Source organism: Sphingomonas phyllosphaerae, from assembly GCF_036946485.1.
GTDB lineage: Bacteria > Pseudomonadota > Alphaproteobacteria > Sphingomonadales > Sphingomonadaceae > Sphingomonas > Sphingomonas phyllosphaerae_E.
Genome location: NZ_JAQIJA010000006.1, coordinates 619,279 through 645,655 on the forward strand (window position 1 = coordinate 619,279; position 26,377 = coordinate 645,655).

General features: G+C 68.5%; 28 protein-coding genes and 1 tRNA gene. 14 read left to right on the forward strand and 15 right to left on the reverse strand.

Annotation, left to right across the window (positions count from 1 at the left end; all coding sequences use genetic code 11):
- Positions 1–40 precede the first annotated feature (40 nt).
- The 3 genes from PGN16_RS18565 to PGN16_RS18575 are packed head-to-tail and all read left to right on the forward strand — an operon-like array spanning position 41 to position 1,476.
- Positions 41–754 (forward strand): ComF family protein, encoded by a 714-nt coding sequence (locus PGN16_RS18565; RefSeq protein ID WP_335310835.1) that lies wholly within the window; start codon positions 41–43, stop codon positions 752–754.
- 31 nt (positions 755–785) lie between these two features.
- Positions 786–1,043 (forward strand): glutaredoxin 3, encoded by a 258-nt coding sequence (gene grxC, locus PGN16_RS18570; protein ID WP_335310836.1) that lies wholly within the window; start codon positions 786–788, stop codon positions 1,041–1,043.
- A 7-nt stretch (positions 1,044–1,050) separates the two neighbouring features.
- Complete coding sequence (locus PGN16_RS18575) at positions 1,051–1,476, forward strand: DUF1178 family protein (RefSeq protein WP_335310837.1); 426 nt, start codon at positions 1,051–1,053, stop codon at positions 1,474–1,476.
- Between the two features lie 108 nt (positions 1,477–1,584).
- On the opposite strand, the gene PGN16_RS18580 is transcribed toward PGN16_RS18575, so the two are convergent.
- Positions 1,585–2,244: an HAD-IA family hydrolase gene (locus tag PGN16_RS18580; protein ID WP_335310838.1), complete on the reverse strand. Its 660-nt coding sequence runs from the start codon at positions 2,242–2,244 to the stop codon at positions 1,585–1,587.
- Positions 2,241–3,899, reverse strand: coding sequence for a 2-isopropylmalate synthase (leuA, locus tag PGN16_RS18585; RefSeq protein WP_335310839.1), 1,659 nt, complete (start codon positions 3,897–3,899; stop codon positions 2,241–2,243). The genes PGN16_RS18580 and leuA overlap by 4 nt, the downstream gene beginning before the upstream one ends.
- 216 nt (positions 3,900–4,115) lie before the next feature.
- Between leuA and PGN16_RS18590 the strand changes: the two genes are divergently transcribed.
- Both PGN16_RS18590 and PGN16_RS18595 read left to right on the forward strand, forming a co-directional pair.
- The gene (locus PGN16_RS18590; RefSeq protein WP_335310840.1) at positions 4,116–4,529 is read left to right on the forward strand and encodes a BLUF domain-containing protein; all 414 of its coding nucleotides are present in this window, start codon (positions 4,116–4,118) and stop codon (positions 4,527–4,529) included.
- Positions 4,530–4,597: 68 nt separating this feature from the next.
- Entirely contained in the window at positions 4,598–4,963 is a 366-nt protein-coding gene (locus PGN16_RS18595; protein ID WP_335310841.1) for a hypothetical protein, read from the forward strand.
- A 36-nt stretch (positions 4,964–4,999) separates the two neighbouring features.
- Here the strand turns inward: PGN16_RS18595 and PGN16_RS18600 are convergent, their stop codons facing one another.
- The 6 genes from PGN16_RS18600 to miaA all read right to left on the reverse strand — a co-directional run bounded on the left by PGN16_RS18600 (position 5,000) and on the right by miaA (position 11,364).
- Positions 5,000–5,617, reverse strand: coding sequence for a YceI family protein (locus tag PGN16_RS18600; protein ID WP_335310842.1), 618 nt, complete (start codon positions 5,615–5,617; stop codon positions 5,000–5,002).
- 95 nt (positions 5,618–5,712) lie between these two features.
- Positions 5,713–6,501 (reverse strand): hypothetical protein, encoded by a 789-nt coding sequence (locus PGN16_RS18605; RefSeq protein WP_335310843.1) that lies wholly within the window; start codon positions 6,499–6,501, stop codon positions 5,713–5,715.
- Positions 6,502–6,803: 302 nt separating this feature from the next.
- Complete coding sequence (gene ilvC, locus PGN16_RS18610; protein ID WP_335310844.1) at positions 6,804–7,823, reverse strand: ketol-acid reductoisomerase; 1,020 nt, start codon at positions 7,821–7,823, stop codon at positions 6,804–6,806.
- A gap of 126 nt (positions 7,824–7,949) precedes the next feature.
- On the reverse strand, positions 7,950–8,465 hold the full coding sequence (gene ilvN / locus PGN16_RS18615; RefSeq protein WP_333914665.1) for an acetolactate synthase small subunit: 516 nt from the start codon (positions 8,463–8,465) through the stop codon (positions 7,950–7,952).
- A 145-nt stretch (positions 8,466–8,610) separates the two neighbouring features.
- Positions 8,611–10,386: an acetolactate synthase 3 large subunit gene (locus tag PGN16_RS18620; protein WP_335310845.1), complete on the reverse strand. Its 1,776-nt coding sequence runs from the start codon at positions 10,384–10,386 to the stop codon at positions 8,611–8,613.
- A gap of 72 nt (positions 10,387–10,458) precedes the next feature.
- Positions 10,459–11,364, reverse strand: coding sequence for a tRNA (adenosine(37)-N6)-dimethylallyltransferase MiaA (miaA, locus tag PGN16_RS18625; RefSeq protein WP_335310846.1), 906 nt, complete (start codon positions 11,362–11,364; stop codon positions 10,459–10,461).
- Here miaA and serB point away from each other — a divergent pair.
- From serB to PGN16_RS18640, 3 genes are all read left to right on the forward strand, one after another.
- Positions 11,363–12,244 (forward strand): phosphoserine phosphatase SerB, encoded by an 882-nt coding sequence (serB, locus tag PGN16_RS18630; RefSeq protein WP_335310987.1) that lies wholly within the window; start codon positions 11,363–11,365, stop codon positions 12,242–12,244. The genes miaA and serB overlap by 2 nt on opposite strands.
- A gap of 77 nt (positions 12,245–12,321) precedes the next feature.
- Entirely contained in the window at positions 12,322–13,038 is a 717-nt protein-coding gene (locus tag PGN16_RS18635) for a ParA family protein (RefSeq protein WP_335310847.1), read from the forward strand.
- The gene (locus PGN16_RS18640; protein WP_335310848.1) at positions 13,038–13,790 is read left to right on the forward strand and encodes a hypothetical protein; all 753 of its coding nucleotides are present in this window, start codon (positions 13,038–13,040) and stop codon (positions 13,788–13,790) included. Before PGN16_RS18635 ends, PGN16_RS18640 begins: the two co-directional genes overlap by 1 nt.
- Positions 13,791–13,802: 12 nt before the next feature.
- Here PGN16_RS18640 and PGN16_RS18645 read toward each other — a convergent pair whose 3' ends face one another.
- From PGN16_RS18645 to PGN16_RS18660, 4 genes are all read right to left on the reverse strand, one after another.
- A complete protein-coding gene (locus PGN16_RS18645; RefSeq protein ID WP_335310849.1) occupies positions 13,803–15,023 on the reverse strand; it encodes a dihydroorotase in 1,221 nt (406 codons plus the stop codon).
- Complete coding sequence (locus tag PGN16_RS18650) at positions 15,020–16,009, reverse strand: aspartate carbamoyltransferase catalytic subunit (protein WP_335310850.1); 990 nt, start codon at positions 16,007–16,009, stop codon at positions 15,020–15,022. Before PGN16_RS18650 ends, PGN16_RS18645 begins: the two co-directional genes overlap by 4 nt.
- A 469-nt stretch (positions 16,010–16,478) precedes the next feature.
- Positions 16,479–16,943: a Holliday junction resolvase RuvX gene (gene ruvX / locus PGN16_RS18655; protein WP_335310851.1), complete on the reverse strand. Its 465-nt coding sequence runs from the start codon at positions 16,941–16,943 to the stop codon at positions 16,479–16,481.
- Between the two features lie 232 nt (positions 16,944–17,175).
- Positions 17,176–18,285: a DUF3089 domain-containing protein gene (locus PGN16_RS18660; protein WP_335310852.1), complete on the reverse strand. Its 1,110-nt coding sequence runs from the start codon at positions 18,283–18,285 to the stop codon at positions 17,176–17,178.
- A gap of 134 nt (positions 18,286–18,419) precedes the next feature.
- Here PGN16_RS18660 and gatC point away from each other — a divergent pair, with 134 nt between their 5' ends.
- Together gatC and gatA are read left to right on the forward strand one after the other, a co-directional pair.
- Positions 18,420–18,707 (forward strand): Asp-tRNA(Asn)/Glu-tRNA(Gln) amidotransferase subunit GatC, encoded by a 288-nt coding sequence (gatC, locus tag PGN16_RS18665; RefSeq protein ID WP_184034463.1) that lies wholly within the window; start codon positions 18,420–18,422, stop codon positions 18,705–18,707.
- Positions 18,707–20,191, forward strand: a complete 1,485-nt coding sequence (gene gatA / locus PGN16_RS18670; RefSeq protein ID WP_335310853.1) for an Asp-tRNA(Asn)/Glu-tRNA(Gln) amidotransferase subunit GatA — start codon at positions 18,707–18,709, stop codon at positions 20,189–20,191. The genes gatC and gatA overlap by 1 nt, the downstream gene beginning before the upstream one ends.
- Positions 20,192–20,236: 45 nt before the next feature.
- Here the strand turns inward: gatA and PGN16_RS18675 are convergent, their stop codons facing one another.
- A complete protein-coding gene (locus PGN16_RS18675) occupies positions 20,237–21,244 on the reverse strand; it encodes a glycosyltransferase family 61 protein (protein WP_335310854.1) in 1,008 nt (335 codons plus the stop codon).
- 174 nt (positions 21,245–21,418) lie between these two features.
- Between PGN16_RS18675 and gatB the strand changes: the two genes are divergently transcribed.
- Complete coding sequence (gatB, locus tag PGN16_RS18680) at positions 21,419–22,876, forward strand: Asp-tRNA(Asn)/Glu-tRNA(Gln) amidotransferase subunit GatB (RefSeq protein WP_335310855.1); 1,458 nt, start codon at positions 21,419–21,421, stop codon at positions 22,874–22,876.
- A 92-nt stretch (positions 22,877–22,968) separates the two neighbouring features.
- On the forward strand, positions 22,969–23,832 hold the full coding sequence (locus tag PGN16_RS18685) for a hypothetical protein (RefSeq protein ID WP_335310856.1): 864 nt from the start codon (positions 22,969–22,971) through the stop codon (positions 23,830–23,832).
- Positions 23,833–23,872: 40 nt separating this feature from the next.
- Here PGN16_RS18685 and PGN16_RS18690 read toward each other — a convergent pair whose 3' ends face one another.
- Positions 23,873–24,073 (reverse strand): hypothetical protein, encoded by a 201-nt coding sequence (locus PGN16_RS18690; RefSeq protein ID WP_159758995.1) that lies wholly within the window; start codon positions 24,071–24,073, stop codon positions 23,873–23,875.
- 15 nt (positions 24,074–24,088) lie between these two features.
- Positions 24,089–24,253 carry a hypothetical protein gene (locus PGN16_RS18695; protein WP_335310857.1) on the reverse strand — a complete coding sequence of 55 codons (165 nt, stop codon included), beginning with the start codon at positions 24,251–24,253 and terminating at the stop codon, positions 24,089–24,091.
- Positions 24,254–24,359: 106 nt separating this feature from the next.
- Here PGN16_RS18695 and PGN16_RS18700 point away from each other — a divergent pair.
- Positions 24,360–24,444: transfer RNA gene (locus PGN16_RS18700), tRNA-Leu, on the forward strand.
- Between the two features lie 57 nt (positions 24,445–24,501).
- On the forward strand, positions 24,502–26,193 hold the full coding sequence (tig, locus tag PGN16_RS18705) for a trigger factor (RefSeq protein ID WP_335310858.1): 1,692 nt from the start codon (positions 24,502–24,504) through the stop codon (positions 26,191–26,193).
- Positions 26,194–26,377: the final 184 nt, after the last annotated feature.

Consider the following 26,377-nt stretch of genomic DNA (forward strand, 5'->3'; position numbering starts at 1 on the left):
CGGCTTGTGCCCGTTCACGGCGCTTGCCACAAGGCCGGGCGTGCTCCGCCGCCTGCTCGATCTTGCCTTGCCGCCGCGCTGCCCCGGCTGCGGTGCGACCGTCGCAGGGCAGGGGCGTTTCTGCACCCCTTGCTGGTCGAGCCTCCGCTTCCTCGCACCGCCATGGTGCGCCGCCTGCAACCTGCCCTTCGCGCACGATCGCGGGGAGGGGGCGTGCTGCGCGGCCTGTCTTGCCGATCCACCCGCTCATGCCGGCGTCCGCGCGGCGGTCGCTTACGGCGCGGTGGCGCGGACGGTCGCGCTGCGGCTGAAATATGGCGGACGGCCGTTCTTCGCCGGAACGATGGCCGCGCTGATGGTGCGACATGTGCCTCCGGAGGCGTCGCTTCTGATCCCGGTGCCGCTGCATCGCGGGCGTTTGTGGTCACGGGGCTATAATCAGGCGGCACTGATCGCGACCGCGCTCGGCCGTCATGCGCACCTGCCCGTCGATCTGCACGCGCTGGAGCGGCACCTTGCGACCCCACCGTTGCGCGATCGCTCCGCACGGGAGCGTCGCGCCACCGTAACGGGCGCGTTTCGCGTCACCACGCGGGGCCGCAGCGCGATCCATGGCCGCTCCCTGGTGCTGATCGACGACGTCTACACCAGCGGCGCGACGGCGGAGGCGTGCGTGAACGTGCTGCGTGCCGGCGGCGCCGCATCGGTGACGATCCTGGCCTGGGCGCGCGTGATCGAGGGCGCAAGCGATTGACAGCGCGGGTTGTCGCCCACACCTAGGAACGATGGCACAGGTCGAAATCTACACCAAGGCATTCTGTCCGTATTGCGCGCGCGCGATGAACCTGCTGGCGTCGAAGGACGTCGCGGTCGAGGAAACGGACATCGGCATGAACACCGCCAAGCGCGGCGAGATGATCGAGCGTGCCGGCGGCCGCACCACCGTCCCGCAGATCTTCATCGACGGTAAGCACGTCGGCGGCTCCGACGACCTCGCCGCGTTGGAACGCGCGGGCAAGCTCGACGCGCTGCTCGGCCGCTGACGATGCGATGATCGTCTTCGACCTGCGCTGCGCCCGCGACGGCCATGTGTTCGAGGCGTGGTTCGCGTCCTCGGCCGCCTATGACGACCAGCAGGCGCGCGGCCTGCTCGCCTGTCCGTCGTGCGGTGCGGGAGACATCGAAAAGGCGGTGATGGCGCCGAACGTCGCGCCCAAGGGCAATCGCGGGATCGCGCCCGCGGATGCCAAGGTGCTGCTCGCGAAGGTGGCCGAGGCACAGCGCCGTGCGCTGGCGGGATCGCGCTGGGTAGGGAGCGACTTCGCCGCCGAGGCGCGCGCGATGCACGCCGGCGACAAGCCCGACGCGCCGATCCACGGCCAGGCGAGCCTCGCGGAGGCGAAGCAACTCGCGGAGGAGGGCGTGCCGATCGCCCCGCTGCCGCTGCCGGTCACCCCACCCGAGACGGTGAACTAACCGGTCCCAGTTTCCCCGTCATCCCGGACTTGATCCGGGATCCCGCTTCTTCCGTCCGGTAGAATGAAAGCGAGGCCCCGGATCAAGTCCGGGGCGACAGAAGGCAGGTTACCCCGCCGCTACCCGCTCGTGCAGCAACAGCGCACCGTCGTTCGCGACCTCGACCGACAGCGCGCCATAATCGACGACGCTGCCATGCGCCGTCTCCAGCCGCGCGTGATGCGTCGCGGTGATGACCATCACGTCCGCCCCGGCCGCCTCGCCCGCTGCGATCCCGGCCGGAGCATCTTCCCACACCAGACAGTCGCTTGCCGCGACGCCCAGCCGTTCGGCGGCAAGCAGGAAGCAATCCGGGGCGGGCTTGCCGCGTTCGATATCGTCGGCCGTCACCATCACTGTCGGCGCCGCCAGCCCGGCGGCGCGCAACCGCACCTGCGCCAGCGAGCGCGGCGCGGACGTGACGATCGCCCAGCGATCCGCGGGCAGCGCGCGCGTGAATGCCGCGGCGCCCGCGATCTCGACCACATCGGCGACATCGTCGATCTCGGCCTGCAACAATGCCTCGAACTCTGCCTGCGGGTCGACCCCCGGTGGCGCGAAGCGGCGGATCGTCTCGATCGCGCGGACGCCGTGCATGACCGCCATCAGCGCGTCGACATCGATCGCGTGCTTCTCGGCCCAGGCCGTCCACGCGCGGATCGCCGACGGAATGCTGTTGATCAGCGTCCCGTCCATATCGAACAGAAAGGCGGCGTAGCGGCGCGTCATGCGCGGTTCGCCGCGGAGAGCACCGCGCGCACGCTGGCGGTGGCGATGTCGCTGTCGATCCCGACCCCCCATACCGTCCGTCCGTCGCCGGTCCGGCATTCGAGATAGGCGACCGCCTGCGCGCCCGCGCCATGCCCGATCGCGTGCTCGCTATAATCGACGACGTCCAGATCGGGGCCGGTGCTGTCGGCCAGTGCCGCGATCACGCCCGAGATCAGGCCGTTGCCGCGCCCGGACAGCGAGCGCTCCTCACCGTCGATCGCGACGCGCCCGACGAACACGCGCTCGCCGGTCGCGCCGGTCTCCTCGTAATCGCGCAGCACGAAGCGGTCGGACGCGCCCGGCAGATACGCCTGCTCGAATGCACCCCAGATATCGGCGGCGTTCAGCTCGCGGCTGCTCTCGTCGGCCAGCGCCTGGACGTGACGGCTGAAATCGGCCTGCATCCGCTTGGGCAGCTTCAACCCCTTGTCCTGCTCCAGCACCCAGGCGACCCCGCCCTTGCCGCTCTGCGAATTGACGCGGATCACCGCCTCGTAGCTGCGACCCAGATCGGCCGGGTCGATCGGCAAATACGGCACTTCCCACAACGTGTCGTTGCGCGCGGCCTGCGCGGCGAAGCCCTTCTTGATCGCGTCCTGATGGCTGCCCGAAAAAGCGGTGAACACCAGATCGCCGGCATAGGGCGTGCGCGGATGCACCGGGATGTTCGTCGCATATTCGACCGTCTTCACGATCTCGTCGATGTTCGACAGGTCGAGCTGCGGGTCGGTCCCTTGCGTGTACATGTTGAGCGCGACGGTCACGAGATCGCAATTCCCGGTCCGCTCGCCATTGCCGAGCAGACAGCCCTCGACACGGTCCGCGCCCGCCATCAGCCCCAGTTCGGCGGCGGCGACCCCGGTGCCGCGATCGTTGTGGGTGTGCAGCGAGATCACCACCGCCTCGCGGTTCGGGATGTTGCGCCCGAACCATTCGATCTGGTCGGCATAGACGTTCGGCGTCGCGCACTCGACGGTCGCGGGCAGGTTGAGGATGATCGGCGCGTCGGCGGTCGGGCGCAGCACCTCCATCACCGCCGCGCAGACCTCAACCGAGAAATCCAGCTCGGCGGTCGAGAAGGTCTCGGGCGAATATTCGAACTGCCAGCGCGTGTTCGGGCGCTTGGCCGCCTCGTCGCGCAGCACCTTCGCGCCCTCGACCGCGATCGTCTTCACCTCGTCGCGGGTCATGCCGAACACGATCTTGCGCCACGCCGGGCTGACCGCATTGTAGAGGTGGACGATCGCGGTCGACGCGCCTTCCAGACTCTCGAAGCTGCGCGCGATCAGGTCGCGGCGCGACTGCGTCAGCACCTGGATGGTCACGTCGTCGGGGATGCGCCCGTCCCGGATCAAACCGCTGATGAAGTCGAACTCGGTGGCGCCCGCGCTCGGGAAGCCGACCTCGATCTCCTTGAGCCCCACCTTCACCAGCAGGTCGAAGAAGCGCGTCTTCTTCTCGGCATCCATCGGGTCGATCAGGGCCTGATTGCCGTCGCGCAGATCGGTCGACAGCCAGCGCGGCGCGCGCGTGATCGTGGTCGACGGCCAACGCCGGTCGGGCAGGTCGACGGCCGGGAAGGGACGGTATTTCTGGCTAGGATCGCGCAACATCACGGGCTCTCTTGTGCAGGAGCGTCAGGGAAAGTCGGAACAGCCCTTAGGCGCGTCGCGCGTGCGATGCACGCGTCGGCAGGTCCGCGCCTAAGGGCGCGTAAGTCGCAGAAGGAGGGCCGGCTGGCGCGTCATCGCGGCCGTGCCTAGCGCGCGGGGCGGGCCGCTGTCCAGTCCGTCGGAAAGGTTGAGAGAAATGCAAGCTTTTCCCGTCATTTGCCGGCGATCACGGGAGTTTGTATGTTACAGATCGTCTACATCAGTTCGGCAGTCGGCGCGATCGACACCGCCGCGATTCTTGCTGCCTCGCGCCGCAACAATGCGCGCGATGGACTGACCGGGCTTCTTTATACCAATGGCAAACGCTTCCTACAGGCGCTGGAAGGCGACGCGGCGAACGTCGAGCGCGCGTTGGCGCGGATCACCGCCGACCCGCGGCACCGCGCGATGGTCACGCTGTCGTGTCGCGACGTGGGCGCGCGCGAGTTCGGCGACTGGGCCATGGCCGAGCGCGTGGCCGGCGACGATGCCGATGCCTTCATGGAACGGGTCCGTGCGTTGGTGGCCGGCGCCGCGCCCTCGGTGCGCGCGACGTTCGACGGCTTTGTTCAATTGCCCCGCGCCGGCTGATCTCGCCGCTTGCCCGGCGCACGGACCGGCGCGATAACTCCCGCGATCAACGAAGGGGGGGGGTGACGATGCGCACGATCATCATGGCGGCGGCGATCGCGGCAACCGCCGCAAGTGCGGCACCGGCGGCGGAGACCGGCGACTACGGGCCCGCGCTGCGGCGGATGCTGACCGAAGCGGCGGGCGGACGCTGTCCCGACGATCTGATGGCGGAGCCGTTGTTGTCGGCGTGTCGCGCGCAATTGCCGCAGATGCAGCCCGGCCTGACCGCGCTCGGCACAGTCGGCGATCTGTCGTTCATCAAGGCCGAGGGCGACGGCGACACGCGCGTCGAAACCTACGCGGTGAAGTTCGCCGGCGGGACGACCGCGATCTGGAGCATCGGCCACCGCAAGGCCGGCAAGTTCGGCGTGACCTACTCGCTCGGACAATGACGTCCGGCCCCGCGCATCGCGGGGCCGGAGCGCCGGTCAGGCGGTGAACGCCGCCTGCACCGTCAGCTTGACATTGTCCGAGACGACCGGCGCGGCATAGCCGAGCCCGAAGTCGCTGCGCTTGATCGTGCCGGTGCCGGTGAAGCCGAAGTTGACCTTCTTGCTCATCGGGTTGGTGCCTGCGCCGACGAAGGTGACGTCCAGCGCGACCGGCTTGGTGACGCCCTTGATCGTCAGATCGCCGTTCAGTGTCGCGCGGTTCGGCCCGCGCGGCGTCACCGAGGTCGAGACGAAGCGCGCGGTCGGGTTCGAAGCGGCGTCGAAGAAGTCGCCCGACTTCAGGTGCTTGGCGAACTGGGGCGAAGTGGTCGACAGCTCGTCGATCGCGAAGGTCACCTCGACCTTGGTCGCGGCGGGCTTCTTCGGATCGATCGTGATCGAGCCGCCCTGCGCGCCGAACTGACCCTGCAGCATCGAGAAGCCCATGTGGTTGACCTCCCACGTCACCTGCGTGTGCGCCGGGTCGACCTGATACGTGCCGGCGGCGACCCGCGCCGCCTGTGGCTGGCCGGGCTGCTGCGGGGTGGTCGCGAGCTGCGCGACCGCGGGAACCGCGAGCGTCGTGGCGAGAATGGCGGCGATGATCGGACGCATGTTGTTGATCCTCCTGTTGTGCGCGCGGTTGCACCACAGTTTCGCGTCGTTGCGAAGACGCCGCGCGCGAAACGGATCATTTCGCGGCGGGGCCGCTATTCGCCCCCGGGCTCCTGATCCGGGTCGTTGCCTCCCGTGGGGATGATGTCGAAGCGGATCCGTACCCAAGCGCCGATCAATTCGGTCCCGCCCTTGCGCGGCGGGCGCACGAGGAACTGCCACGCCGCCTGCCGCAATCCCCGTCCGATCCCGGAGCCCGGCGTCTCGCCCAGCTCGCGGCAATCCTCGACATGGAAGCGCGGCGCGGTGCGGCACGCGACCATCCCCCACCCGGTCTTGCCGCGCGGCATGTACGGCTGCGTCTCGGCAGGGCGCGGGCGGCGATACCATTCGGCGGCGTAGAGCGGCTCGCCGCCCGGCCCTAGTCCGACGGTTTGCGTGTCGTCGCCGCGCCCGCTGTCGCCGCTTCCGCTGGCAGATGGACCGGCCGTGCCCTTGATCGTGCCGATGTCCGAGGCGGCATAATCCACGCGGTTGAGGATCATCACGCCGGGCAGGTGCAGCGGCTGTTCGGGGAGCGGCGGCAACGGCACCGGGCGCGGGGTGACGACGCGCGGCGGGGTGATCTCGCTGCGGGCCGGCGCGGCCTGCTGGCGCTCGGCCTTTTGCGTTTCCGACTTCTGTTGCTTCGCGCCCTCGTTGCGGACATCGAAGCTGACCAGCCGGCGCCCGTTGCCGAAGTCGCCATGCACCACGCCGCCCATGGTGAGCAGCGCGAGAATGATCGCGATCGCGATGCCGATCGCCAGCAGCACCGACGCGACGCGGCTGCCCGTGTCCTGACGGGTCCGGTACGACGAAGCTCGGTACGTCGCCGTCCGCATCTGCGCGCGATTACAGGAGGTGGCCGCAGGCGGCAATCGGCTTCGGGGTTACAAAGCGGTTAGGTGAGAGCCGCTGTAAAAGCTCCTCCCTTTCAAGAGTGACAGGTAAACGATGCGTCGCATCGTTTAGGTCATGCCGGGGGCATGACCAACCTGTCACTCTTGAAAGGGAGGGGAGCAGCGCGGCCCACCCGCCGGCCCGTCGGACCCGGCAAAGCCGTGCCCGAAGGGCCGGCTCTGCCGTGCCGGCCGAGCTGGGGCGAGTCAGGCGCTCGGCCTTGCCGACGCCTGCCGCCCTTCGCTTAGTTCTTCTCCTTGTCCACCAGCTTGTTCGCGCCGATCCACGGCATCATCGCGCGCAGTTCGCTGCCGACCTGTTCGATCGGGTGGCGCTTGGCGGCGATGCGGCTGGCCTTCAGTTCGGGCTGACCGGCGCGGTTGTCGAGCACGAAGTCACGGACGAAGCGGCCCGACTGGATGTCGGCGAGCACCCGCTTCATTTCCTTCTTGGTCTCTTCGGTGATGATGCGCGGGCCGGTCTTGATGTCGCCATATTCGGCGGTGTTCGAGATCGAGTAGCGCATATTGGCGATGCCGCCCTCATACATCAGGTCGACGATCAGCTTCAGTTCGTGAAGGCACTCGAAATAGGCCATTTCGGGGGCGTAGCCCGCCTCGACCAGCGTCTCGAAGCCCGCCTGGACCAAAGCGGTCGCGCCGCCGCACAGCACGGCCTGCTCGCCGAACAGATCGGTTTCGCACTCTTCGCGGAAGTTGGTTTCGATGATGCCCGAACGGCCGCCGCCGACGCCCGACGCATAAGCGAGCGCGACGTCATGCGCGTTGCCGCTGGCGTCCTGATGGATCGCGATCAGGCACGGCACGCCGCCGCCGCGGACATATTCGCTGCGCACGGTGTGGCCCGGGCCCTTCGGCGCGATCATGATGACGTCGATGTCCGCCGGCGGCTCGATCAGCCCGAAGTGGACGTTGAGGCCGTGCGCGAAGGCGAGCGCGCTGCCCGGCTTCATCCGGCCCTTGATATCGTCCTCGTAGATCGCGGCCTGATGCTCGTCGGGGGCAAGGATCATCAGGATGTCGGCCCAGGCCGCGGCGTCCTTGGTGCTCATCACCTTGAACCCGGCGCCCTCGGCCTTCTTCGCGGTCGCCGAGCCCTCGCGCAGCGCGATCGCGACCTCGGCGATCCCGGAGTCGCGCAGGTTCTGCGCATGGGCGTGGCCCTGCGAACCGTAGCCGACGATGGCGATCTTCTTGCCGGTGATGAGATTCAGATCGGCGTCGCGATCGTAATAGACCTTCATGTTCTTCTACTCCCTTCTTCGTCACCCCGGCCTTGCGCCGGGGTCCCGCTGTTCGCCGGAGTGGCAGAAGGAGCGGGACCCCGGATCAAGTCCGGGGTGACGTGGTGTTGATGTAAAACGATAAACTCAGGCCGCGTCCTTGCCGCGCGCGATCGCGACCACGCCGGTGCGCGCGACCTCGATCAGGCCGACCTCTCCCATCAGCTCGACGAACTTGTCGATCTTCTCGATCCCGCCCGTCACCTCGAACACGAAGCTGCTGGTGGTCGCGTCGACCACCCGCGCGCGATAGACCTCGGCAAGCCGCAGCGCCTCGATACGATGGTCGCCGGTGCCGCGTACCTTCACCAACGCCAGCTCGCGCTCAACGTGATCGCCCTCGGCGGTCAGGTCGTGGACGCGGTGGACGGGCACCAGCCGGTCGAGCTGCGCGACGATCTGCTCCAGCGTCGCCGGGCTGGCGCTGGTGACGATCGTGATCCGGCTGACCGCCTTGTCGGCGGTGATCTCGCTGACGGTCAGGCTCTCGATATTATAGCCGCGCGCGGTGAACAGGCCAGCGATCCGGGCGAGGATGCCCGGTTCGTTGTCGACGATCACCGCCAGCGTGTGGCGTTCGGCTTTCTCTTCACGGATGTGCATATAACATTCCTGACTCCCCTCCCTTTCAAGGGAGGGGCCGGGGGTGGGTTAGCGGCCTGGCGATGTAAGGAGGGCGGGGCGCGCCTTGCGCCGTATCAAGAGCACGCCACTCACCCCCAGCCCCTCCCTTGAAAGGGAGGGTGCCTCAAACCAGCGCCTTGGCCTCGTCGTCCATGGTGCCGCTGACCTCATTGGCCTGCAGGATCATGTCGGTGTGCGCCGCGCCGCTCGGGATCATCGGGAAGCAATTGGCGAGCTTCGCCACCATGCAATCCACCATCACCGGGCCGTCATGCGCCAGCATCTCCGCGATCCCCGCGTCCAGCTGGTCCGGCCGCTCGATCCGGATGCCCTTCCAGCCGTAAGCCTCGGCCAGCTTCACGAAATCGGGCAGCGAGTCCGAGTAGCTCTCGGCATAGCGGCTCTCATAGGTCAGCTCCTGCCACTGGCGGACCATCCCCATATATTCGTTGTTGAGGATGAACACCTTGACCGGCAGGCGATATTGCGTCGCCGTCGCCAGTTCCTGGATGTTCATCTGGATCGACGCCTCGCCCGCGATGTCGATCACCAACGCATTGGGATTGCCGAGCTGCGCGCCGATCGCGGCGGGCAGGCCGTAGCCCATCGTACCGAGCCCACCGCTCGTCAGCCACTTGTTCGGCAGATCGAACCCGAAATGCTGCGCGGCCCACATCTGGTGCTGGCCGACCTCGGTGGTGATGATCGGCTGGCGGTGATGCGTGGCATCGTACAGCGCGCGGACGGCGCGCTGCGGCATGATCTCGCCATTGTTCTCGTTCGGCCCGGTCTCGGGGAAGTCGAGGCACTTGCGCGCCCGCCAGCCCTCGATCCGCCGCAGCCATTCGGCGATGTCGGGCTTGGGATGCTGGCGCGCCTTCCAGACGTGGATCATGTCCTGCATCGCATGGCCGGCATCGGCGACGATCGGCAGGTCGATCCGCACCGTCTTGTTGATGCTCGACCGGTCGATGTCGATATGCACCTTGCGGCTGTTGGGCGAGAAAGCATCGAGCCGCCCGGTGACCCGGTCGTCGAAGCGCGAGCCGATCGCGACGACCAGATCCGCCTGGTTCATCGCCATATTGGCTTCATAGGTGCCGTGCATCCCCAGCATCCCGAGCCATTGCGGCCCGGTGGCGGGATAGGCGCCCAGCCCCATCAGCGTCGAGGTGACCGGCGCGCCGGTGATCTTCGCCAGTTCCTGCAACAATTGCGATGCCGCCGGGCCGGAGTTGATGACTCCGCCGCCGGTATAGAGCACCGGACGCTCGGCGGCCGCCAGCATGTCGACGACCTGCTCGATCGCGGCGCGATCGGCCTTCAACTGCGGACGATAGGTCTTGTGCTGGATCGGGCCGGGCTTGGCATAGCCAGCGGTCGCGACCTGCACGTCCTTCGGGATGTCGACCACGACCGGGCCGGGGCGGCCCGAGGTGGCGATATGAAACGCCTCGTGGATGACAGGCCCAAGCCGCGCCGGGTCCTTCACGAGATAATTGTGCTTCGAGCAATGACGCGTGATGCCGACGGTATCGGCCTCCTGAAACGCGTCCGAGCCGATCAGCGCGGTCGGGACCTGCCCGGTGATGACCACCATCGGGATCGAGTCGAGCAGCGCGTCCGTGATCCCGGTGACCGCGTTGGTCGCGCCGGGGCCGGAGGTGACGAGCACGACCCCGGGCTTGCCGGTCGACCGCGCATAGCCTTCCGCGGCGTGGGTGGCGGCCTGTTCGTGACGCACGAGAATGTGGCGAATGCGCTTCGAACGGAACAGGGCGTCGTAGATCGGCAGGACGGCACCGCCCGGATAGCCGAACACGACCTCCACGCCGAGATCGCACAGCGCCTCGACCAGGATGTCTGCTCCGCTCTTCTCGGTCACGTCACGTCTCCTCATTGGGAAAGGGCGAACGTCTTAGCCCGCCGGGTCCGGGGGCGCTACGGCATAGAAAGTTACGCGTCAACAGCTTTATGCGAAATAAAATTGCAAGTTTGGCGCGGTGCAGCATTGCCAGTCGCGGGGTAACTGATTGCGAAACCAGGTATATTGCCGCTTGGCGTAGCGCCGCGTGGCGAGCTGCGCCGCCGCCAGTGCGTCCGAACGCGATAACGCGCCGGAGAGAGTGGCCGCGATTTCCGGCACCCCGATCGCCCGCCGCACCGGCGCATCCGCGGGCACGTCGGCGCGGGCGAGCAGCGCCGCGACCTCCTCGATCCCGCCCTCGTCGAACATCTGCACCAGCCGCGTGTCGCAGCGCGCCATCAGCATCTCGCGGTCGGGCAACAGCACCAGTCCGCGCACGTCGACCGTGTCGCCGATCCCGCCGCTTCGGTCGGCCTGCCACGCGGATAATGTCCGTCCGGTCGACCGCACGACCTCCAGCGCGCGCGCGACCCGCGTCGTATCGCGCGCGTTCAGCCGTGCCGCCGCTGCCGGGTCTTCCCGCGACAGTGCCGCATGCGCTTCGGCAACCGGCAGCGCACGCACCGCTGTGCGGACCTCGGCGTCGATCTCCGGCACCGGCGCGATCCCGTCGAGCAGCGTGCGCAGGTACAGCCCGGTCCCGCCGACCAGCACCGGCACGCCGCCGTCGCTATGCACCCGCCGCACCTCGGCCGCGGCGTCATCGGCCCAGCGCGCTGCCGAACACGCCTCCGCCCCGTCGACATAGCCGAACAGCCGGTGCGGCACGCGCGCCTCGTCGGCGCGGGCGGGGCGGGCGGACAGCACGCGCAGATCGCGATACACCTGGCTGGCATCGGCGTTGATCACCGTCCCGCCGGTCGCTTCCGCCAGTTCGATCGCCAGCGCGCTCTTGCCGCTGGCGGTCGGCCCTGCGATGAGCGCCAGCCTTGGCTTTGCGGGGTTAGGCATGTTCACGGCGACGCTGATAGCAGCAGGGCGGCTGACGCCCAACATCATGGCCCAGGCGCACGATCGCCTCGCCGCGGCGGGCTGCGCGCCGACGACGATGGCGTGGATCGATGAAGGCGATGCCGCCGACTGGCAGTTCGAGCTGGCGCCGGCCGACGCCCGCGCGGCGCTGGAAGGCGCCTTCGAGCGCGTCGACGTGGTGGTCCAGCCGCGCGAAGGTCGGCGCAAGATGCTGCTCGTCGCCGACATGGATTCGACCATGATTACGGTCGAATGCATCGACGAACTCGCCGATTATGCCGGGCTCAAGCCGAAGATCGCCGCGATCACCGAGGCGGCGATGCGCGGCGAACTCGATTTCGAGGCCGCGCTCGACGCGCGGGTGGCGTTGCTCAAGGGACTCGACGCCGCGGTCATCGACACCTGCCGCGCCGAACGCGTGCAGTTGATGCCCGGCGCGCGCGAACTGGTCCGCACGATGCGCGGCTGGGGCTCGAGCGCGGTGCTGGTGTCGGGCGGCTTCACGCGCTTTGCCGAGCCGGTCGCCGCCGAGATCGGCTTCGACCGCGCGATCGCCAACGTGCTGGAGATCGACGGCGCGACGCTGTCGGGCACCGTCGCGCGACCGATCGTCGGCGCGGCCACCAAGCGCGAAACCTTGCTGGAAACCCGCGCGGCGCTGGGGCTCGCGGACGCGGCGACGCTGGCGGTCGGCGATGGCGCCAACGATCTGGCGATGATCGAGATCGCCGGGCTGGGTGTGGCGTATCACGCCAAGCCGATCGTCGCGGCGGCGGCGGCGGCGCGCATCGAACACGGCGATCTGACCGCCTTGCTGTGGGCGCAGGGCGTCCCGCGCGCGGAATGGTCAACCGTCTGACCGATCGCCATTAACGCTTCCTCCACCATCCGCGTGGCAAGCAGCCGCACGGATCAACGGGGACATCGGCAGCGGACATGCGCGTACTCGCGGTGGCATCGCAGAAGGGCGGGTCGGGCAAGACGACTCTCGCCGGGCATCTGGCGGTGCAGGCGGAGCGTGCCGGCCTCGGCCCCGTCGCGCTGCTCGACATCGATCCGCAGGGGACGATCGCGCCTTGGGCGGGGGCGCGCACCGCCCGCTCGCCGTCTTTCGCCGCGACCGGGGTGACGCGGATCGCCGCCGACCTCGAAAAACTGCGGGAGCGCGGCACGCGGCTGGTCGTCATCGACACGCCGCCCGCGCTGACCGTCGCCATCCAGGCGGCGATCCACGTCGCCGAGCTGATCGTGGTGCCGACGCGGCCCAGCCCGCACGATCTCCACGCGGTCGGCGGGACCGTCGATTTGTGCGAGCGCTCGGGCAAGCCGATGTTGTTCGTCATCAATGGCGCGACGCCTCATGCCGCGCTCACCGCCGATACCGCCGTCGCGCTGTCGCGCCACGGAACGGTGGCGTCGGTCACGGTGCATCACCGCGCCGAATTCGCCGAGTCGATGGCCGACGGACGCACCGTCATGGAAACCGCGCCCGACAGCGCCGCCGCGCAGGAGATCGCGGCCTTGTGGGACTGCGTCTTCGACCGGCTCGAGAAGAATTTCCGCCGCACCGTCTTCACCACCGGCACGCTGGGCGGCGGACATGGCGTGGTACGCGCGACCGCGCACAGCTTCGGTCGCCGGGTGCTTGGCTGATGATGCGCGGAATGTTCCGCACCGGGGCAGTGCTGCTGCTGGCATTGGCGCTGGCGGGGTGCAGCCTGTGGCATTTCGATTTCGGCCACAAGCGTGTGGCGCAGGACGACGTGGCGGCGGCGCAGCGCGCGCTCAAGCAGCGGCGCTGGCCGGTGGCGATCGCCCATGCCGAACAGGCGGTCGCGCAGGACGGAAGCGACGGCGACCGCCGCGCGCTGCTCGGCACCGCTTACCTGCGCGCCGGGCGCTTCCGCTCGGCGGCGCAGGCGTTCGACGACACGCTGGCGCTCCGCCAGGCCGATGGCGCCACCGCGCTGCACCTCGCACTCGCGCAGATCGCCAGCGGCCAGCATGAGGCGGCACGGGCGACGCTGTCGCGCTACGCCGCGCTGATCCCGGCCGCCGACCAGGGTCTGGCGCTCGCGCTCGCCGGACAGCCGGGGCAGGGGGTCGAGGTGCTGATGGCCGCGATGCGCGTCCCCGGCGCCGACGCCCGCACGCGCCAGAACCTCGCGCTAGCGCTGGCGCTCGCCGGCGAGTGGCCGGACGCGCTCTTCCTCGTCGGGCTCGACCTGCCGCCCGCGCAGGCCCGCCAGCGCATCCTCGACTGGATGCGCTTCGCCCGCCCGCACGGCCCCGCCGAGCAGGTCGCCGTGCTGATGAAGATCACCCCCGCCCTCGATCCGGGGCAGCCCGAGGCACTGGCGCTCCAGCGCGGCGCGGCGACGGCCGTCGAGGTCGCAGCGCCCTGACGCTGCTACACCTCACGCCGCGATCGCGCGGCCGCCCTTCCACATCGCGGTGACGCGCCCCTGCACCGGCAGGCCGTCGAACGGCGTGTTGCCCGCCTTGCCCGGCAGCCGGTCGGCGTCGATCTGCCATGGCGCGTTCTCGTCGATCAGGATCACGTCGCCCGGCATTCCCGCCGCCAGCGTCCCCGTCTCCAGCCCGAGCAGCGCCGCCGGCCCGGTGGCGAGCAGCGCGAACAGCCGCGGCAGCGTCACGCGCCCGTCACGCGCCAGCCCCAGCGCCAGCGGCAGCAATGTCGCCGCATCCGCCGCGCCCGCGCTGGCGTCCGCGAACGGCAACCGCTTTTCCTCCGGCCCGCGCGGGTCGTGCCCCGAACACAGCAGGTCGATCGTCCCGTCCGCCAGCGCCGCCAGCGCCGCCTTGCGGTCGTCCTCGCTGCGCAGCGGCGGCGAGAGATGCGCGAAGGTGCGGAAATCGCTCATCGCATTGTCGCTGAGCAGCAGATACGCCGGGGTAACGCCGCATGTCACCCGCACCCCGCGCGCCTTGGCCGCGCGCACCAAGGCGAACCCCGCGGCGGTGGTCACACAGCGCAGGTGCAGCCGCGCGCCGGTTTCCTCGGCCAGCATCAGGTCGCGCGCGATCGCCAGCGGCTCGGCGAGCGCGGGCGCGGACGGCAGCCCGAGCCGCGTCGCGGTCTCGCCCTCGGTCGCCACCGCGCCCGCCGCCAGCCCGCCGTCCTCGGCATGGGTGACGACCACGACGTCGAGATCGCGCGCATACATCAGCACGCGGTGCATCACCCCCGAATCGGCGATCCAGCCGCGCCCGGTCCCGACCGCGCGCGCCCCCGCCGACAGGCAGATCGCCATCTCGGCAAGATCGGTCCCCGCCAGCCCGCGCGTCGCCGCGGCGATCGGATGGATCCACAGGTCGGGCCGCCCGATCAGCGCGAGTCGCTGCACCGCGCCGGGCTCGTCGAGCACCGGCACCTGATCGGGCATCGGCGCAACGCGCACCACACCCCCGGCACGCGCCGCCGCACGGTCGATCCGCGCCACACCGACGTCGATGATCCCCGGCGCGAGCAGCCTGCGGCGACAATCGACGCGCTCGGCATGGCTCGGCGCCTCGCCCGAAACGATCGTGCCGTCGACGATCAGCAACTCGCCGTCGCGCTCGCCGCCGGCCGGGCACACCAGCCGCGCATTGGTCAGGTGCAGCGCCTGCGTCATGCCCAGCCCTCCACCTTGCGCGCGCGCCGGGTCAGCACGTCCAGACAGGCCATCCGCACCGCCACGCCCATCTGCACCTGCTCCGTGATCGCCGATTGCTCGACATGGTCGGCGACCGCCGAGTCGATCTCCACCCCGCGGTTCATCGGCCCGGGATGCATCACCAGCGCCCCCGGCGCGCGCGCGTTGAGCCGTTCCAGCGTCAGCCCGTAGCGCAGATGATATTCGCGCGTGGAGGGGACATAGCCGCCCGCCATCCGCTCGGTCTGCAACCGCAGCATCATCACCACGTCCGCGCCCTCGATCGCCTTGTCGAAATCGGTGAAGGCGGTGACGCCGAACCGCTCGATCGCGGGCGGCATCAGGGTCGAGGGCGCGCAGACGCGCACCTCGGCGGCGAGCGCGGTCAGTGCGAGGATGTTCGACCGCGCGACCCGGCTGTGCAGCAGGTCGCCGCAGATCACGACGCGCTTGTTGGCGACGCCGCCGAGCCGCCGCCGGATCGTCAGCGCGTCGAGCAGTGCCTGCGTCGGATGCTCGTGCCGCCCGTCACCGGCGTTGAGCACCGGGCAATCGACCTTGTCCGCGATCAGCCGCACCGCGCCCGACGACATGTGCCGGATCACGATCACGTCGGCGCGCATCGCGTTGAGCGTCATCGCGGTGTCGATCAGCGTCTCGCCCTTCTTCACGCTCGACTGCGCGGCGTGCATGTTGACGACGTCCGCGCCGAGCCGCTTGCCCGCGATTTCGAAGCTCAGCAGCGTGCGCGTGCTGTTCTCGAAAAAGGCGTTGATCTGCGTGAAGCCGGCCAGCCGCTGGTCGGGCGCAGCGCGGGTGCGGTTCGCCTCGACCCAGGTCTCGGCCTCGTCGAGCAGGAAGGTGATTTCATGGGGCTCGAGGCCCTCGATCCCGGTCAGATGGCGGTGCGGAAACACCGCGCCTCCGGGGATCAGCGTGGCGGGGCGGTGGTCCGACTGGTTCATCGAAGCCGCTGCCTAGTCGCGGAGCGGGAAGGGGGCAAGTCGGGTGTGGGTCAGGGCCGGGTCACCACGCCTATCGTCGCCCCGGACTTGATCCGGGGCCCGGCTTCTTCTTGGCGTTCGGAATCGAAAAGCGGGATCCCGGATCAAGTCCGGGATAACGGCATGTTGCAGGGGGGGGGTACCCCGGGCCATGCCTCGTCCGTCATCCCCGCGAAGGCGAGACCTCTGCGAAAGTGCGGAGCATATCCTTCGTAAGCCGTTCCCCGGCGCAGGCCGGGGTCCAGTTGGGAAGGTGTTTCAGTTAGTCACAAGCCTCCCCCAACTGGGCCCCGGCCTTCGCCGGCGAACAGAAAACGGGTTTCGCAGAGGTTTCGCGAAGGCGGGGATACAGACGCGCAGGTCTTCGCAAGGGTCGATACGTCAGAGGTTCTGGATTCCCGCCGTCGCGAGCATGACGGTCGAGGCAGAGTCAGGAAACCGCCACCAGCGCATCGATCGCCGCCTGCAAGATATGCGCCGCGGCATGATTATCGATCCGCTCGGCGCGCTTGGCGCGGCTGAAGTCCTGCTCGATCAACGCGCGCTCCGCCGCGACCGTCGACCAGCGCTCGTCCCACAACAGGATCGGCATCCCGGTATCGCGACAATTGCGCGCGAACGCCCGCGTCGACTGGCTGCGCGGGCTCTCGGTGCCGTCGAGATTGAGCGGCAATCCGATCACCCAGCCGCGCACCTGCTGCGCCTGTGAGAGCGAAAGCAGCGCCGCCTTGTCGACGGTAAACTTCGTCCGCTTCACCAACTGCGCCGGGCTCGCGAAGCTCCAGCCGGCATCGCACAGCGCCGTGCCGACCGTCTTGGTCCCCACATCCAGCCCCAGCAATCGCCCGCCTTCGGGCAGCACGGCGCGAAACGCCGCCGCCTCGGTGACGATCATCGAAGGCAAACTCGCCGTCATTGCGAGCGGAGCGAAGCAATCCAGGGCGTCCTGGTCCAACCCTGAATTGCTTCGCTCCGCTCGCAATAACGGGTCACGTCAAGGTCGCCCCACGCCAAAGCAGGCGCAGCCGCGCCCCGTTCGTGCTGAGCCTGTCGAAGCACGTGCCCCGTCACACGCCCTTCGACAAGCTCAGGGCGAACGGCGGTCATACTGGCTATTCCCGTGGCGCTCACGTCATCACCCCCGCCGCCAGCCGCCGCGCGGCATCGGCGCGGACGTTCGCCCAGAACAGGCTGTAATCATAAACGTGATAATTGTTGCCCGGCAGCGTGTACGGCCCGACATCCGGCGGCGACCCGATCAGCAGCAGCCCGCGCCCGCCGCAATGCGCGCCGATCCGCCCCGGCTCGATCCGCGCCTCGCTCATCGCCGCATTGGGGAATAGCGTCCCCAGATTGGCGCTCGCGGGTGCGGCGGCGTTCGGCGTGCCGGTCAGCGGGTTGACGCACAGCATCTGCGTGCCGCGCCGCGGCTTGCCGTCGAACCCGGTCGAGCGATCGTAATTGTCGAGGATCAACGACGGGTCGGCGGGCTCCCCGAAGGTCTGCCACGACAGCACGCACCCACGCTGATCGGCGCGTTCGCACGCCGGCAGCCCGAGCGCGGGCAGATCGTTGCTCACCGACACCGGCCAGCCGACGACATAGGCCGCGACGATCCGCTTCGCGAGCGGCGTCCCCGCGACCCGGTCCTTGAGCAAATGCGTCAGGTGCAGCCCGCCCTGACTATGCCCGGCGAGGATGATCGGGCGCGTCGGCCCGGCCTCGACCAGAAACGCGTCGAACGCGGCAAGGATGTCGCCATAGGCCAGCGCCAGCGCCTGTTCGGCGGCGCGCTGGTCGGTCAGGAACGCGCCGAACGTCGCCTGACGGTAACGCGGCGCCCAGATCTCGCCCGCCTCGTTGAACGCGCTGGCCTGCCCGCGCAGAAACAGCGCGGCGCGGCCGTTGGCCTCCTCGTCGGTCAGCGGCGCGTTCCAGTGCGCGCGGGTGAGGTACGATGTCGGGTGGATGAAGAACACCGCCGCGCCGCCCGCGTCCTTGCGCGGCGCATAGCCCGGCGGCGTCCACAAGGCGGGATTGCGCGCGAGCGCCGGCCGCGCCAGCCACATCGAATCGGGTGCATAATCCTTGGCGGTCAGGCGATTCTGGTCACGGAACGACTCGCCCGGCACCATCGCCATCCGCATCATCCCGACGCCCCACAGGCGATAGGCAAAGGCAGCCGCGGTCGCCAGCACGATCAGCGCGACGACGACATAGAGGAATTTGCGGGCCAAATGTGCGTCACCATTGTGCGGTGCAGCAAAAGCGCCGGGTCCGCAACCGCAAAGCTGGTGCCCCAGGAATGCGCGTCGCGCAACCGTGTCAGGCGTGTTGCAAGATCGGGGCGCCGGGTGGTAGCGGCGGCGGCATGTCCGTTGACACCGCAACCGTCAGGCGCATCGCCGGCCTCGCCCGCATCGCCATCACCGACGACGAAGCCGCCCGGCTCGCGCCCGAACTCGGCAACATCCTCGACTGGATCGAGCAGCTTGGCGAGGTCGACACCGCCGGTGTCGAGCCGATGACCGCCGTGATCCCCAACCACCTCCGGCTGCGTGACGATGTCGTCACCGACGGCGGGGTCCGCGACAAGGTGCTGGCCAACGCGCCGCAGGCCGAACACGGCTTCTTCACTGTGCCCAAGGTGATCGAATAATGACCGCACTCACCGATCTGGGCATCGCCGCGATCCGTAACGGCGTCCGCGACGGCGACTTCTCCGCGCGCGAGGTGGCCGAGGCGTTCAACGCCGCAGTCGCCGCCGCCAAGCCGCTCAACGCCTTTCTCGTCGAAACCCCCGAACACGCGCTCGCCGCCGCCGACGCGGCGGACAAGGCGCGTGCCGCGGGCGAGACGCTCAAGCCGATGGCCGGCGTGCCGATCGGGATGAAGGACCTGTTCTGCACCAAGGGCGTGCCGACCACCGCGGCGAGCCACATCCTCGAAGGCTTCACGCCCGAATATGAGTCGACGGTGTCGCAGAACCTGTGGAACGCCGGCGCGGGGATGCTCGGCAAGCTGAACCTCGACCAGTTCGCGATGGGCTCGTCGAACGAGACCAGCTATTTCGGCAACGTCATCAGCCCGTGGCGGCGCAACGACGGCGGCAACGCCCCGCTCGCGCCGGGCGGCTCGTCGGGCGGCTCGTCCTCGGCGGTCGCGGCGCGGATCGCACCGGGCGCGACGGGCACCGACACCGGCGGCTCGATCCGCCAGCCGGCGGCATTCGTCGGCATCTCGGGGATCAAGCCGACCTATGGTCGCTGCTCGCGCTGGGGGACGATCGCTTTCGCCTCGTCGCTCGATCAGGCCGGGCCGATGGCGCGCGACGTCCGCGACTGCGCGATCATGCTGGAGGCGATGGCCGGCTTCGACGCCAAGGACGCCACCTCGCTCGACCTGCCGGTCCCGAACTGGGAAGGGCAACTCAACGCCTCGCTGGCAGGCAAGCGCGTCGGCATCCCGAAGGAGTATCGCGTCGACGGCATGCCCGCCGAGATCGAGGCGCTCTGGCAGCAGGGGATCGCGTGGCTGAAGGACGCCGGGGCGGAGATCGTCGACGTCTCGCTCCCGCACACCAAATATGCGCTCCCGGCCTATTACATCATCGCCCCGGCCGAGGCGTCGTCGAACCTCGCACGCTACGATGGCGTGCGTTACGGGCTCCGCGACCTTCCCGACAATGCCAATTTGCAGGAAATGTACGCACGGACGCGTGCCGAAGGCTTCGGAAACGAGGTCAAACGCCGCATCCTGATCGGCACCTACGTGCTCTCGGCGGGCTTCTACGACGCTTATTACACGCAGGCGCAGAAAATCCGCACGCTGATCGCGCGAGATTTCGAGCGTGCGTGGGACGTCTGCGACGTGCTCCTGACCCCGACCGCGCCCTCGGCGGCGTTCGCGCTCGGCGAGAAGTCGGCCGATCCTTTGGCCATGTATCTCAACGACGTATTCACCGTCCCCTCCAGCCTCGCTGGGCTCCCGGCGATGAGCGTGCCGGGCGGGCTCGATGCGGCGGGGCTGCCGCTGGGGCTACAGGTGATCGGCAAGCCGCTCGACGAACAGGGCGTCCTCAACGCCGCGCTGGCGATCGAGGAACGCGCCGGCTTCACGGCGCGACCGGCTAAGTGGTGGTAATGTCAGGGGACGTGCGGGCGCTTGGTAAGTGCCCGCACCGCCTGATTAGCGCATCGACGCTTCCACCATGTCGATCGCGCGCAGCAGCCGCTCGACCGGCATGGTGAAGTCGTCACCTGCGGCCGGATCGCCGACCGAAAAGGCGAACCGCAACCCCGCGTCGGCGGTGGCGAGCCGGTGAATGGTATTGAACGACGCCGGCGACTGGATCGCGAACACGCACGCGCCGGGATCGAGCACGGCGTTGGCATGGGCCAGTGCCGAGCCTTCCACCCCGACGACGATGCGCGCGTCGCGCAGCGTGGCGGCAACCTTCGCCGCCGGCAGCGCGTCAGGAGCGATGATCGTGAAGCCGCGCGCCGCCAGCGCGGCGATCACCTCGGCCTCGTTGCGAAGCGTGCGTCCTGCCGCCTGCGCACCGCGTCGGATGAACACGGCGCCGGGGCCGCCACGACCCGCAAGTGCGTTGCGCAACCGCGCGCGCACCTGCCTGAACCGCTCCATTCGCGCGGGATTGTAGCCGCGATCGTCGATCAGCCACAGTCGTCGCACCCGCGTGTCCGCGAGACGACGCGCCGGCAGATCGATCAAGGCCCGGTACCCCTCGCTATGCCCGAACCGCGCCGGATCGAGCACCATCGGCACCATGCCGCGTTCGATCGCCAGTTGCTCGCGCGACCAGCCATCGGCCACCCAATGCCCGAAATAGCGGTCGATCACATAGTCCGCGCACAGCATCGCTTCCGGCAGCGTGGCGAAGGCACCGCGCAGCACCTTGCGCTTGCCCGGCCCCGGCCGGACCACCTGCACTCCGCCGTGGCGCAGCAGCGTTCCGTCGGCGATGATGACGTCGGGCACGATCCGCGCGGTCGTTGCAGGCTCGATCCGGCTGGTATGCAGCAACCGGTCCAGATCGTCCTTCGGCGCAACGCCCGGATAATGCGCGACGATGCGGTCAAGTTCGTCCGGCAGGAACAGCGCGGGCGCGCGTTCCACCCGGCCGGCGGGATCGATGTCGACCGTCTCGGCACCCCCGCCAGAATCCTTCCGCATCCAGCGGGCGCATGATCCGCGCGGTGAGCGGACGAAGGTTGAACATCACATCGGTCCCCCACGATAGCGCCGCGGTTGGAACGCGCGTCGCGGCCCAAGTCAACCCGGCCGGACATTGCCAGCGCGCGGTGCGTATCCTAGAGCGACACGCTTCCAGCAAGGAGCGGAAATACGGTGACCGCGAGCGCGTATCGAGTGAAGGGTAGCACGGGCGACTGGGAAGTCGTGATCGGGCTGGAGGTCCACGCCCAGGTGACCAGCAACGCCAAATTGTTCTCGGGCGCTGCGACCGCCTTCGGTGCGGAGCCGAATACGCAGGTGTCGCTGGTCGATGCTGCGATGCCGGGAATGCTGCCGGTGCCGAACCGCGAGTGCATTCGTCAGGCGGTGCGCACCGGCATGGCGATCGACGCGCAAATCAACAAATGGTCGCGGTTCGATCGCAAGAACTACTTCTACGCCGATCTGCCGCAGGGCTATCAGATCAGCCAGCTCTATCATCCGCTGGTGGGTGAGGGCGCGATCGAGATCGAGGTCGGTGACGACACCAAGACGATCGGGGTCGAGCGCATCCACGTCGAGCAGGATGCCGGCAAGCTGATGCACGATCAGCATCCGACCCGCTCCTACGTCGACCTAAATCGCTCGGGCGTCGCGCTGATGGAGATCGTCAGCCGCCCCGACATGCGCTCGCCCGCCGAGGCGGGGGCGTATCTGACCAAGCTGCGCTCGATCCTGCGCTATGTCGGGTCGTGCGACGGCAATATGGACCAGGGGTCGATGCGCGCCGACGTCAACGTCTCGGTGCGCAAGCCCGGCGAGGAATTCGGCACCCGTACCGAAACCAAGAACGTCAATTCGATCCGCTTCGTCATGCAGGCGATCGAGCACGAAGCGGCGCGGCAGGTCGACGTGCTGGAGGCCGGCGGCACGATCGTGCAGGAAACGCGGCTGTTCAATCCCGACACCGGCACGACGCGTTCGATGCGGTCGAAGGAAGATGCGCACGATTACCGCTACTTCCCCGATCCCGATCTGCTCCCGCTCGAACTGGATGCGGCGTTTCTCGATGAATGCCGCGCCAGCCTGCCCGAACTTCCCGACGCCAAGCGCGCGCGTTACGAGGGACTGGGAATCACGCCCTACAATGCGCAGGTGCTGACCGCCGAGGTCGAGAGCGCACGCTGGTTCGATGCGCTGCTCGATGCCGGCGCGAAGCCGGTCGCCGCCGCCAATTGGGTGACCAGCGAATTGTTCGGCGCGCTCAATCGACTGGGCCGCTCGATCGGCGACAGCCCGGTGACGCCGGGGCAGGCCGCCGAATTGCTCGCGCTGGTCGCCGACGGCACGCTGTCGGGCAGTCTCGCCAAGCAGGTGTTCGAGGCGATGCTCGAAACGGGCGAGGCGCCGGGCAAGATCGTCGAGGAACGCGGCCTGAAGCAGACCAGCGACACCGGTGCGATCGAGGCGGTGATCGCTGACGTGCTGGCGAAGAACCCCGGCCAGCTCGAGCAGTATCGCGGTGGCAAGGTCGCGCTGTTCGGCTTCTTCGTCGGGCAGACGATGAAGGCGATGGGCGGCAAGGCCAACCCTGCGGTGGTCAACGATTTGCTGAAAAAGGCGCTCGGATAAGCGACCCGGTACATGATGCGCCCGCTTGCTCTTGGGCGGGCAGCAGCTAAGTTCCTCCTTGTCGTCGACCGACGGCAAGGGGGAATTTTTTCATGAAACGACTTTTCGCTGCGCTGCTGGCGTGTGCGCTGCCGACGGCTGCCTCGGCTGAAACCCTGAACAACGCGACCGTGGTCACGCTCGTCAAGGCGGGGCTGGGCGATGAAGCGATTATCGCGAAGATCAAGGCGACGCCCGGCCAGTTCGATCTGTCCACCGATCAGATCATTGCGTTGAAACAGCAGGGGGTCCCGTCGGGGGTGATCGCGGCGATGCTGGGCGCCGGCGCCACTGCGCCCGGTGCGGTTTCGTCGATCGACTCGCCGGATTGGCGCGTGCCGCATCCGGCAGGCATCTATCTGTACAAGGGTGAGGGCCAGACGGCGCAAATGGCACGGATCGATCCGACGACGGCCAATCAGACGAAGACCGGCGGTACGCTCGGCTACATGATGACGGGCGGGCTGGTTTCCATCAAAATGAAGTCGGTTATTCCGAACGCCCATGCCCGTGTGAGCGGATCGGCGGCGCGCCCCGAATTCTATTTCTATTTCGACGAGGCGAACACCAGCCTGTCGCATGGTGCCAACACCGGATCGTTCCTGGCCGGACCGGCGGTGACGATCACCTCACCGAACGAGTTCAGCCTCATCCGATTCGATGTGAAGGACAATCGTCGCGAAGCGCGGGTGGGCAGCTTCAATATCGCCGGTTCGAAGAGCGGCGTGATGGACAAGGACCGGATTGCGTTCAGCTACGATCGGGTCGGCCCGGGCGTGTTTCGGGTACGGCCCGACGCCGATCTGGCGCCGGGCGAATATGGCTTCCTCTACTCGATGTCGGCTGGCTCGACGTCCGGCCTGTATTCGGGAGGCGTAATGAGCGCGCGCGTGTTCGACTTCGCGGTCGCCAAATAGTCGGCGGGGCACCGGCGGTCGGGCCCATGATCATGCCGCGTTATTGCTGCGTCAAATCCTGGTTCTTCACCTCGCCGCCGGTGCCGCTGTTGCCGTCGAACTCACCGGTGTCGGTGAAGCGCGCCGGTTCCTTGCCGCCTTCGCCGCGCGCCACCGCGTCACTGCGTGCCTCGACCGCCTGCTGGATGTCGGGGCGCTCGTCGTCGCGGTTGGGGATCGGGTCGATCGTTTTCTCGGTCATGCCGGTGAGCGCCTTTCAGATGCTGGGGTTCGTGGGCGTGGGATTGCCGGCCGGGCCACCGGGAGCCGGAACGTCGATGTCCGGGCCGGGCGGGGTGATTTCCGGCGGCGGCGTATCGGGTGTGCCCGGTTGGGTGGGCTGCGGCACGTCCGCGGGCAGGTCTCCGGGATTGGTCGCCATCGCAATTTTCTCCTTCCGTGCCTCAACGCGCGGTCGAAGCGCGGGTTGCCCGCTTGCCCCATCGCGCCGGGCGGTATAGATGCCGCCGACCGGCGGTGTCCGACTAGCGGGCGTGGCGGAACTGGTAGACGCGCCAGATTTAGGTTCTGGTATCGCAAGATGTGGGGGTTCGATTCCCTTCGCCCGCACCAGTCCCCGCGCAAGCGGGGTGGCCACCACTAACGAAATTCTTCTGACGAAAGCGGCCAATGCAGACTGTCGAGACGTTGAACGAGGGCCTGAAGCGCGCCTTTACCCTGACGATCCCCGCCGGCGACATCGCCAAGCGGGTCGATGCCGAGCTGAAGCGCGTCGCGCCGCAGATCAAGATGCCGGGCTTCCGTCCCGGCAAGGTGCCGACCAATCTGGTCAAGAAGATGCACGGCCCTGCGATCGAGCAGGACGCGCTCAACACCTCGATCCAGGAAGGCATCCAGGCGCTGATCGCCGAAAAGCAGCTCCGCCCGGCGATGCAGCCGAGCGTCGAGCTGGTCGAGGGCTATGAGTCGGGCAAGGACGCCGAGCTGAAGGTCGAGCTGGAAGTGCTCCCGCAGGTTCCGGCGCCCGCGATCGACGGGCTGAAGCTCGAGCGGTTGACCGTGCCGGTCGACGAATCGGCGATCGACGAGCAGCTGAAGCGCTTCGCCGATGGCGCCAAGCGTTGGGAAGACGCGGGCGACAAGGCCGCCGAGACCGGTGATCAGGTCGTGATGGACTTCGTCGGCAAGACGATGGACGGCGTGGCATTCGACGGCGGCACCGGCACCGACATGGCGGTCGAGATCGGCGCGGGTCGTCTGATTCCCGGTTTCGAGGAGCAGGTCGTCGGCGCGAAGGCCGGCGAGGAGCGCCAGATCAAGGTGACCTTCCCCGAGGATTACGGCGCGAAGGAACTGGCCGGCAAGGACGCGACCTTCGACCTGACGATCAAGTCGGTGAAGACCGCCGGGGAGAGCCAGATCGATGACGAGATGGCCAAGAGCCTCGGGCTCGAGAGCCTCGAGCAGCTGCGCGGGCTGGTGAAGGGCCAGTTCGAGCAGGAGAACAACGGCCTGACCCGCACCTATATGAAGCGCAAGCTGCTCGACCAGCTCGCCGAGGGGCATGACTTCGACGTGCCGCCGTCGATGGTAGAGGCCGAGTTCAACCAGATCTGGCAGCAGCTCCAGCACGAAGCGACGCACGAGCCCGATCCGCAGGCCGCGCTCGACGAGATGGAGAAGGAGCGCGACGATTACCGCAAGATCGCCGAGCGCCGCGTCCGTCTCGGCCTGCTGCTGAGCGAGATCGGTCAGGCGAACGGCGTCGAGGTGACGCAGCAGGAAATGCAGCGGTTGCTGATGCAGGCCGCGCAGCAATACGGCCCCGAGGATCGTCAGCGCTTCATCCAGTACGTCCAGCAGGACCCGATGGCCGCAGCTCAGCTCCGCGCGCCGCTGTACGAGGACAAGGTCGTCGACTTCCTGTTCGACAAGGCCGAGATCACCGACCGCGAGACGACCAAGGAAGAGCTGGAAGCCGCGATCGAGAGCGAGGACGGTTTCGCGACCGGCACGCACAGCCACGATCACGACAACCACAAGCCGAAGCAGACCCGCGCCAAGAAGAAGGCCGAGCCGGCCGCCGAGGGCGACGAGGCCGCTGCCGAGGCGAAGCCCGCCAAGAAGGCTGCCGCCAAGAAGCCGGTCGCCAAGGGCGAGGACGCCGGTGCGGTGACCGAGCCGGCTGCCGACGCCGAGGCGGCGCCCGCCAAGAAGCCGCGCGCCAAGAAGGCGGCGCCGGTCGAGGCCGAGACGCAGGTCGCTGAATCGTCGCCGGAAGCCGCCGAGGCAGCCGAAGGCACGCAGGCCGCCGACGCGGCACCGGCCAAGAAGCCGCGCGCGAAGAAGCCCGCAGCCTGACGTTCCGACGGGAGCCTGCCCGACTGGCAGGCTCCCGTTGTCGCACGACGGCCAGCACTGGCCGTTGGTGGAGCGCCTGCAAACGTCCGCGATCGTGACGAGAGGCGCTTAGAGCATCATTGTCCCGTCGCCTGCCAAGCGACAGGCTGATGCCGGCATGGCGTGTCCCACGCGCGTGCGTGGC

What these genes read in the sequence shown, in the direction of transcription:
- grxC (WP_335310836.1), top strand. Translation starts at nt 786, where the DNA reads ATGGCACAGGTCGAAATCTACACCAAGGCATTCTGTCCGTATTGCGCG.
- PGN16_RS18575 (WP_335310837.1), top strand. Translation starts at nt 1,051, where the DNA reads ATGATCGTCTTCGACCTGCGCTGCGCCCGCGACGGCCATGTGTTCGAG.
- PGN16_RS18580 (WP_335310838.1), bottom strand. Translation starts at nt 2,244, where the DNA reads ATGACGCGCCGCTACGCCGCCTTTCTGTTCGATATGGACGGGACGCTG.
- leuA (WP_335310839.1), bottom strand. Translation starts at nt 3,899, where the DNA reads ATGTTGCGCGATCCTAGCCAGAAATACCGTCCCTTCCCGGCCGTCGAC.
- PGN16_RS18595 (WP_335310841.1), top strand. Translation starts at nt 4,598, where the DNA reads ATGCGCACGATCATCATGGCGGCGGCGATCGCGGCAACCGCCGCAAGT.
- PGN16_RS18600 (WP_335310842.1), bottom strand. Translation starts at nt 5,617, where the DNA reads ATGCGTCCGATCATCGCCGCCATTCTCGCCACGACGCTCGCGGTTCCC.
- PGN16_RS18605 (WP_335310843.1), bottom strand. Translation starts at nt 6,501, where the DNA reads ATGCGGACGGCGACGTACCGAGCTTCGTCGTACCGGACCCGTCAGGAC.
- ilvC (WP_335310844.1), bottom strand. Translation starts at nt 7,823, where the DNA reads ATGAAGGTCTATTACGATCGCGACGCCGATCTGAATCTCATCACCGGC.
- ilvN (WP_333914665.1), bottom strand. Translation starts at nt 8,465, where the DNA reads ATGCACATCCGTGAAGAGAAAGCCGAACGCCACACGCTGGCGGTGATC.
- PGN16_RS18620 (WP_335310845.1), bottom strand. Translation starts at nt 10,386, where the DNA reads ATGAGGAGACGTGACGTGACCGAGAAGAGCGGAGCAGACATCCTGGTC.
- serB (WP_335310987.1), top strand. Translation starts at nt 11,363, where the DNA reads ATGTTCACGGCGACGCTGATAGCAGCAGGGCGGCTGACGCCCAACATC.
- miaA (WP_335310846.1), bottom strand. Translation starts at nt 11,364, where the DNA reads ATGCCTAACCCCGCAAAGCCAAGGCTGGCGCTCATCGCAGGGCCGACC.
- PGN16_RS18635 (WP_335310847.1), top strand. Translation starts at nt 12,322, where the DNA reads ATGCGCGTACTCGCGGTGGCATCGCAGAAGGGCGGGTCGGGCAAGACG.
- PGN16_RS18640 (WP_335310848.1), top strand. Translation starts at nt 13,038, where the DNA reads ATGATGCGCGGAATGTTCCGCACCGGGGCAGTGCTGCTGCTGGCATTG.
- PGN16_RS18645 (WP_335310849.1), bottom strand. Translation starts at nt 15,023, where the DNA reads ATGACGCAGGCGCTGCACCTGACCAATGCGCGGCTGGTGTGCCCGGCC.
- PGN16_RS18650 (WP_335310850.1), bottom strand. Translation starts at nt 16,009, where the DNA reads ATGAACCAGTCGGACCACCGCCCCGCCACGCTGATCCCCGGAGGCGCG.
- ruvX (WP_335310851.1), bottom strand. Translation starts at nt 16,943, where the DNA reads ATGATCGTCACCGAGGCGGCGGCGTTTCGCGCCGTGCTGCCCGAAGGC.
- gatC (WP_184034463.1), top strand. Translation starts at nt 18,420, where the DNA reads ATGTCCGTTGACACCGCAACCGTCAGGCGCATCGCCGGCCTCGCCCGC.
- gatA (WP_335310853.1), top strand. Translation starts at nt 18,707, where the DNA reads ATGACCGCACTCACCGATCTGGGCATCGCCGCGATCCGTAACGGCGTC.
- PGN16_RS18675 (WP_335310854.1), bottom strand. Translation starts at nt 21,244, where the DNA reads ATGCGGAAGGATTCTGGCGGGGGTGCCGAGACGGTCGACATCGATCCC.
- PGN16_RS18685 (WP_335310856.1), top strand. Translation starts at nt 22,969, where the DNA reads ATGAAACGACTTTTCGCTGCGCTGCTGGCGTGTGCGCTGCCGACGGCT.
- PGN16_RS18690 (WP_159758995.1), bottom strand. Translation starts at nt 24,073, where the DNA reads ATGACCGAGAAAACGATCGACCCGATCCCCAACCGCGACGACGAGCGC.
- PGN16_RS18695 (WP_335310857.1), bottom strand. Translation starts at nt 24,253, where the DNA reads ATGGCGACCAATCCCGGAGACCTGCCCGCGGACGTGCCGCAGCCCACC.
- tig (WP_335310858.1), top strand. Translation starts at nt 24,502, where the DNA reads ATGCAGACTGTCGAGACGTTGAACGAGGGCCTGAAGCGCGCCTTTACC.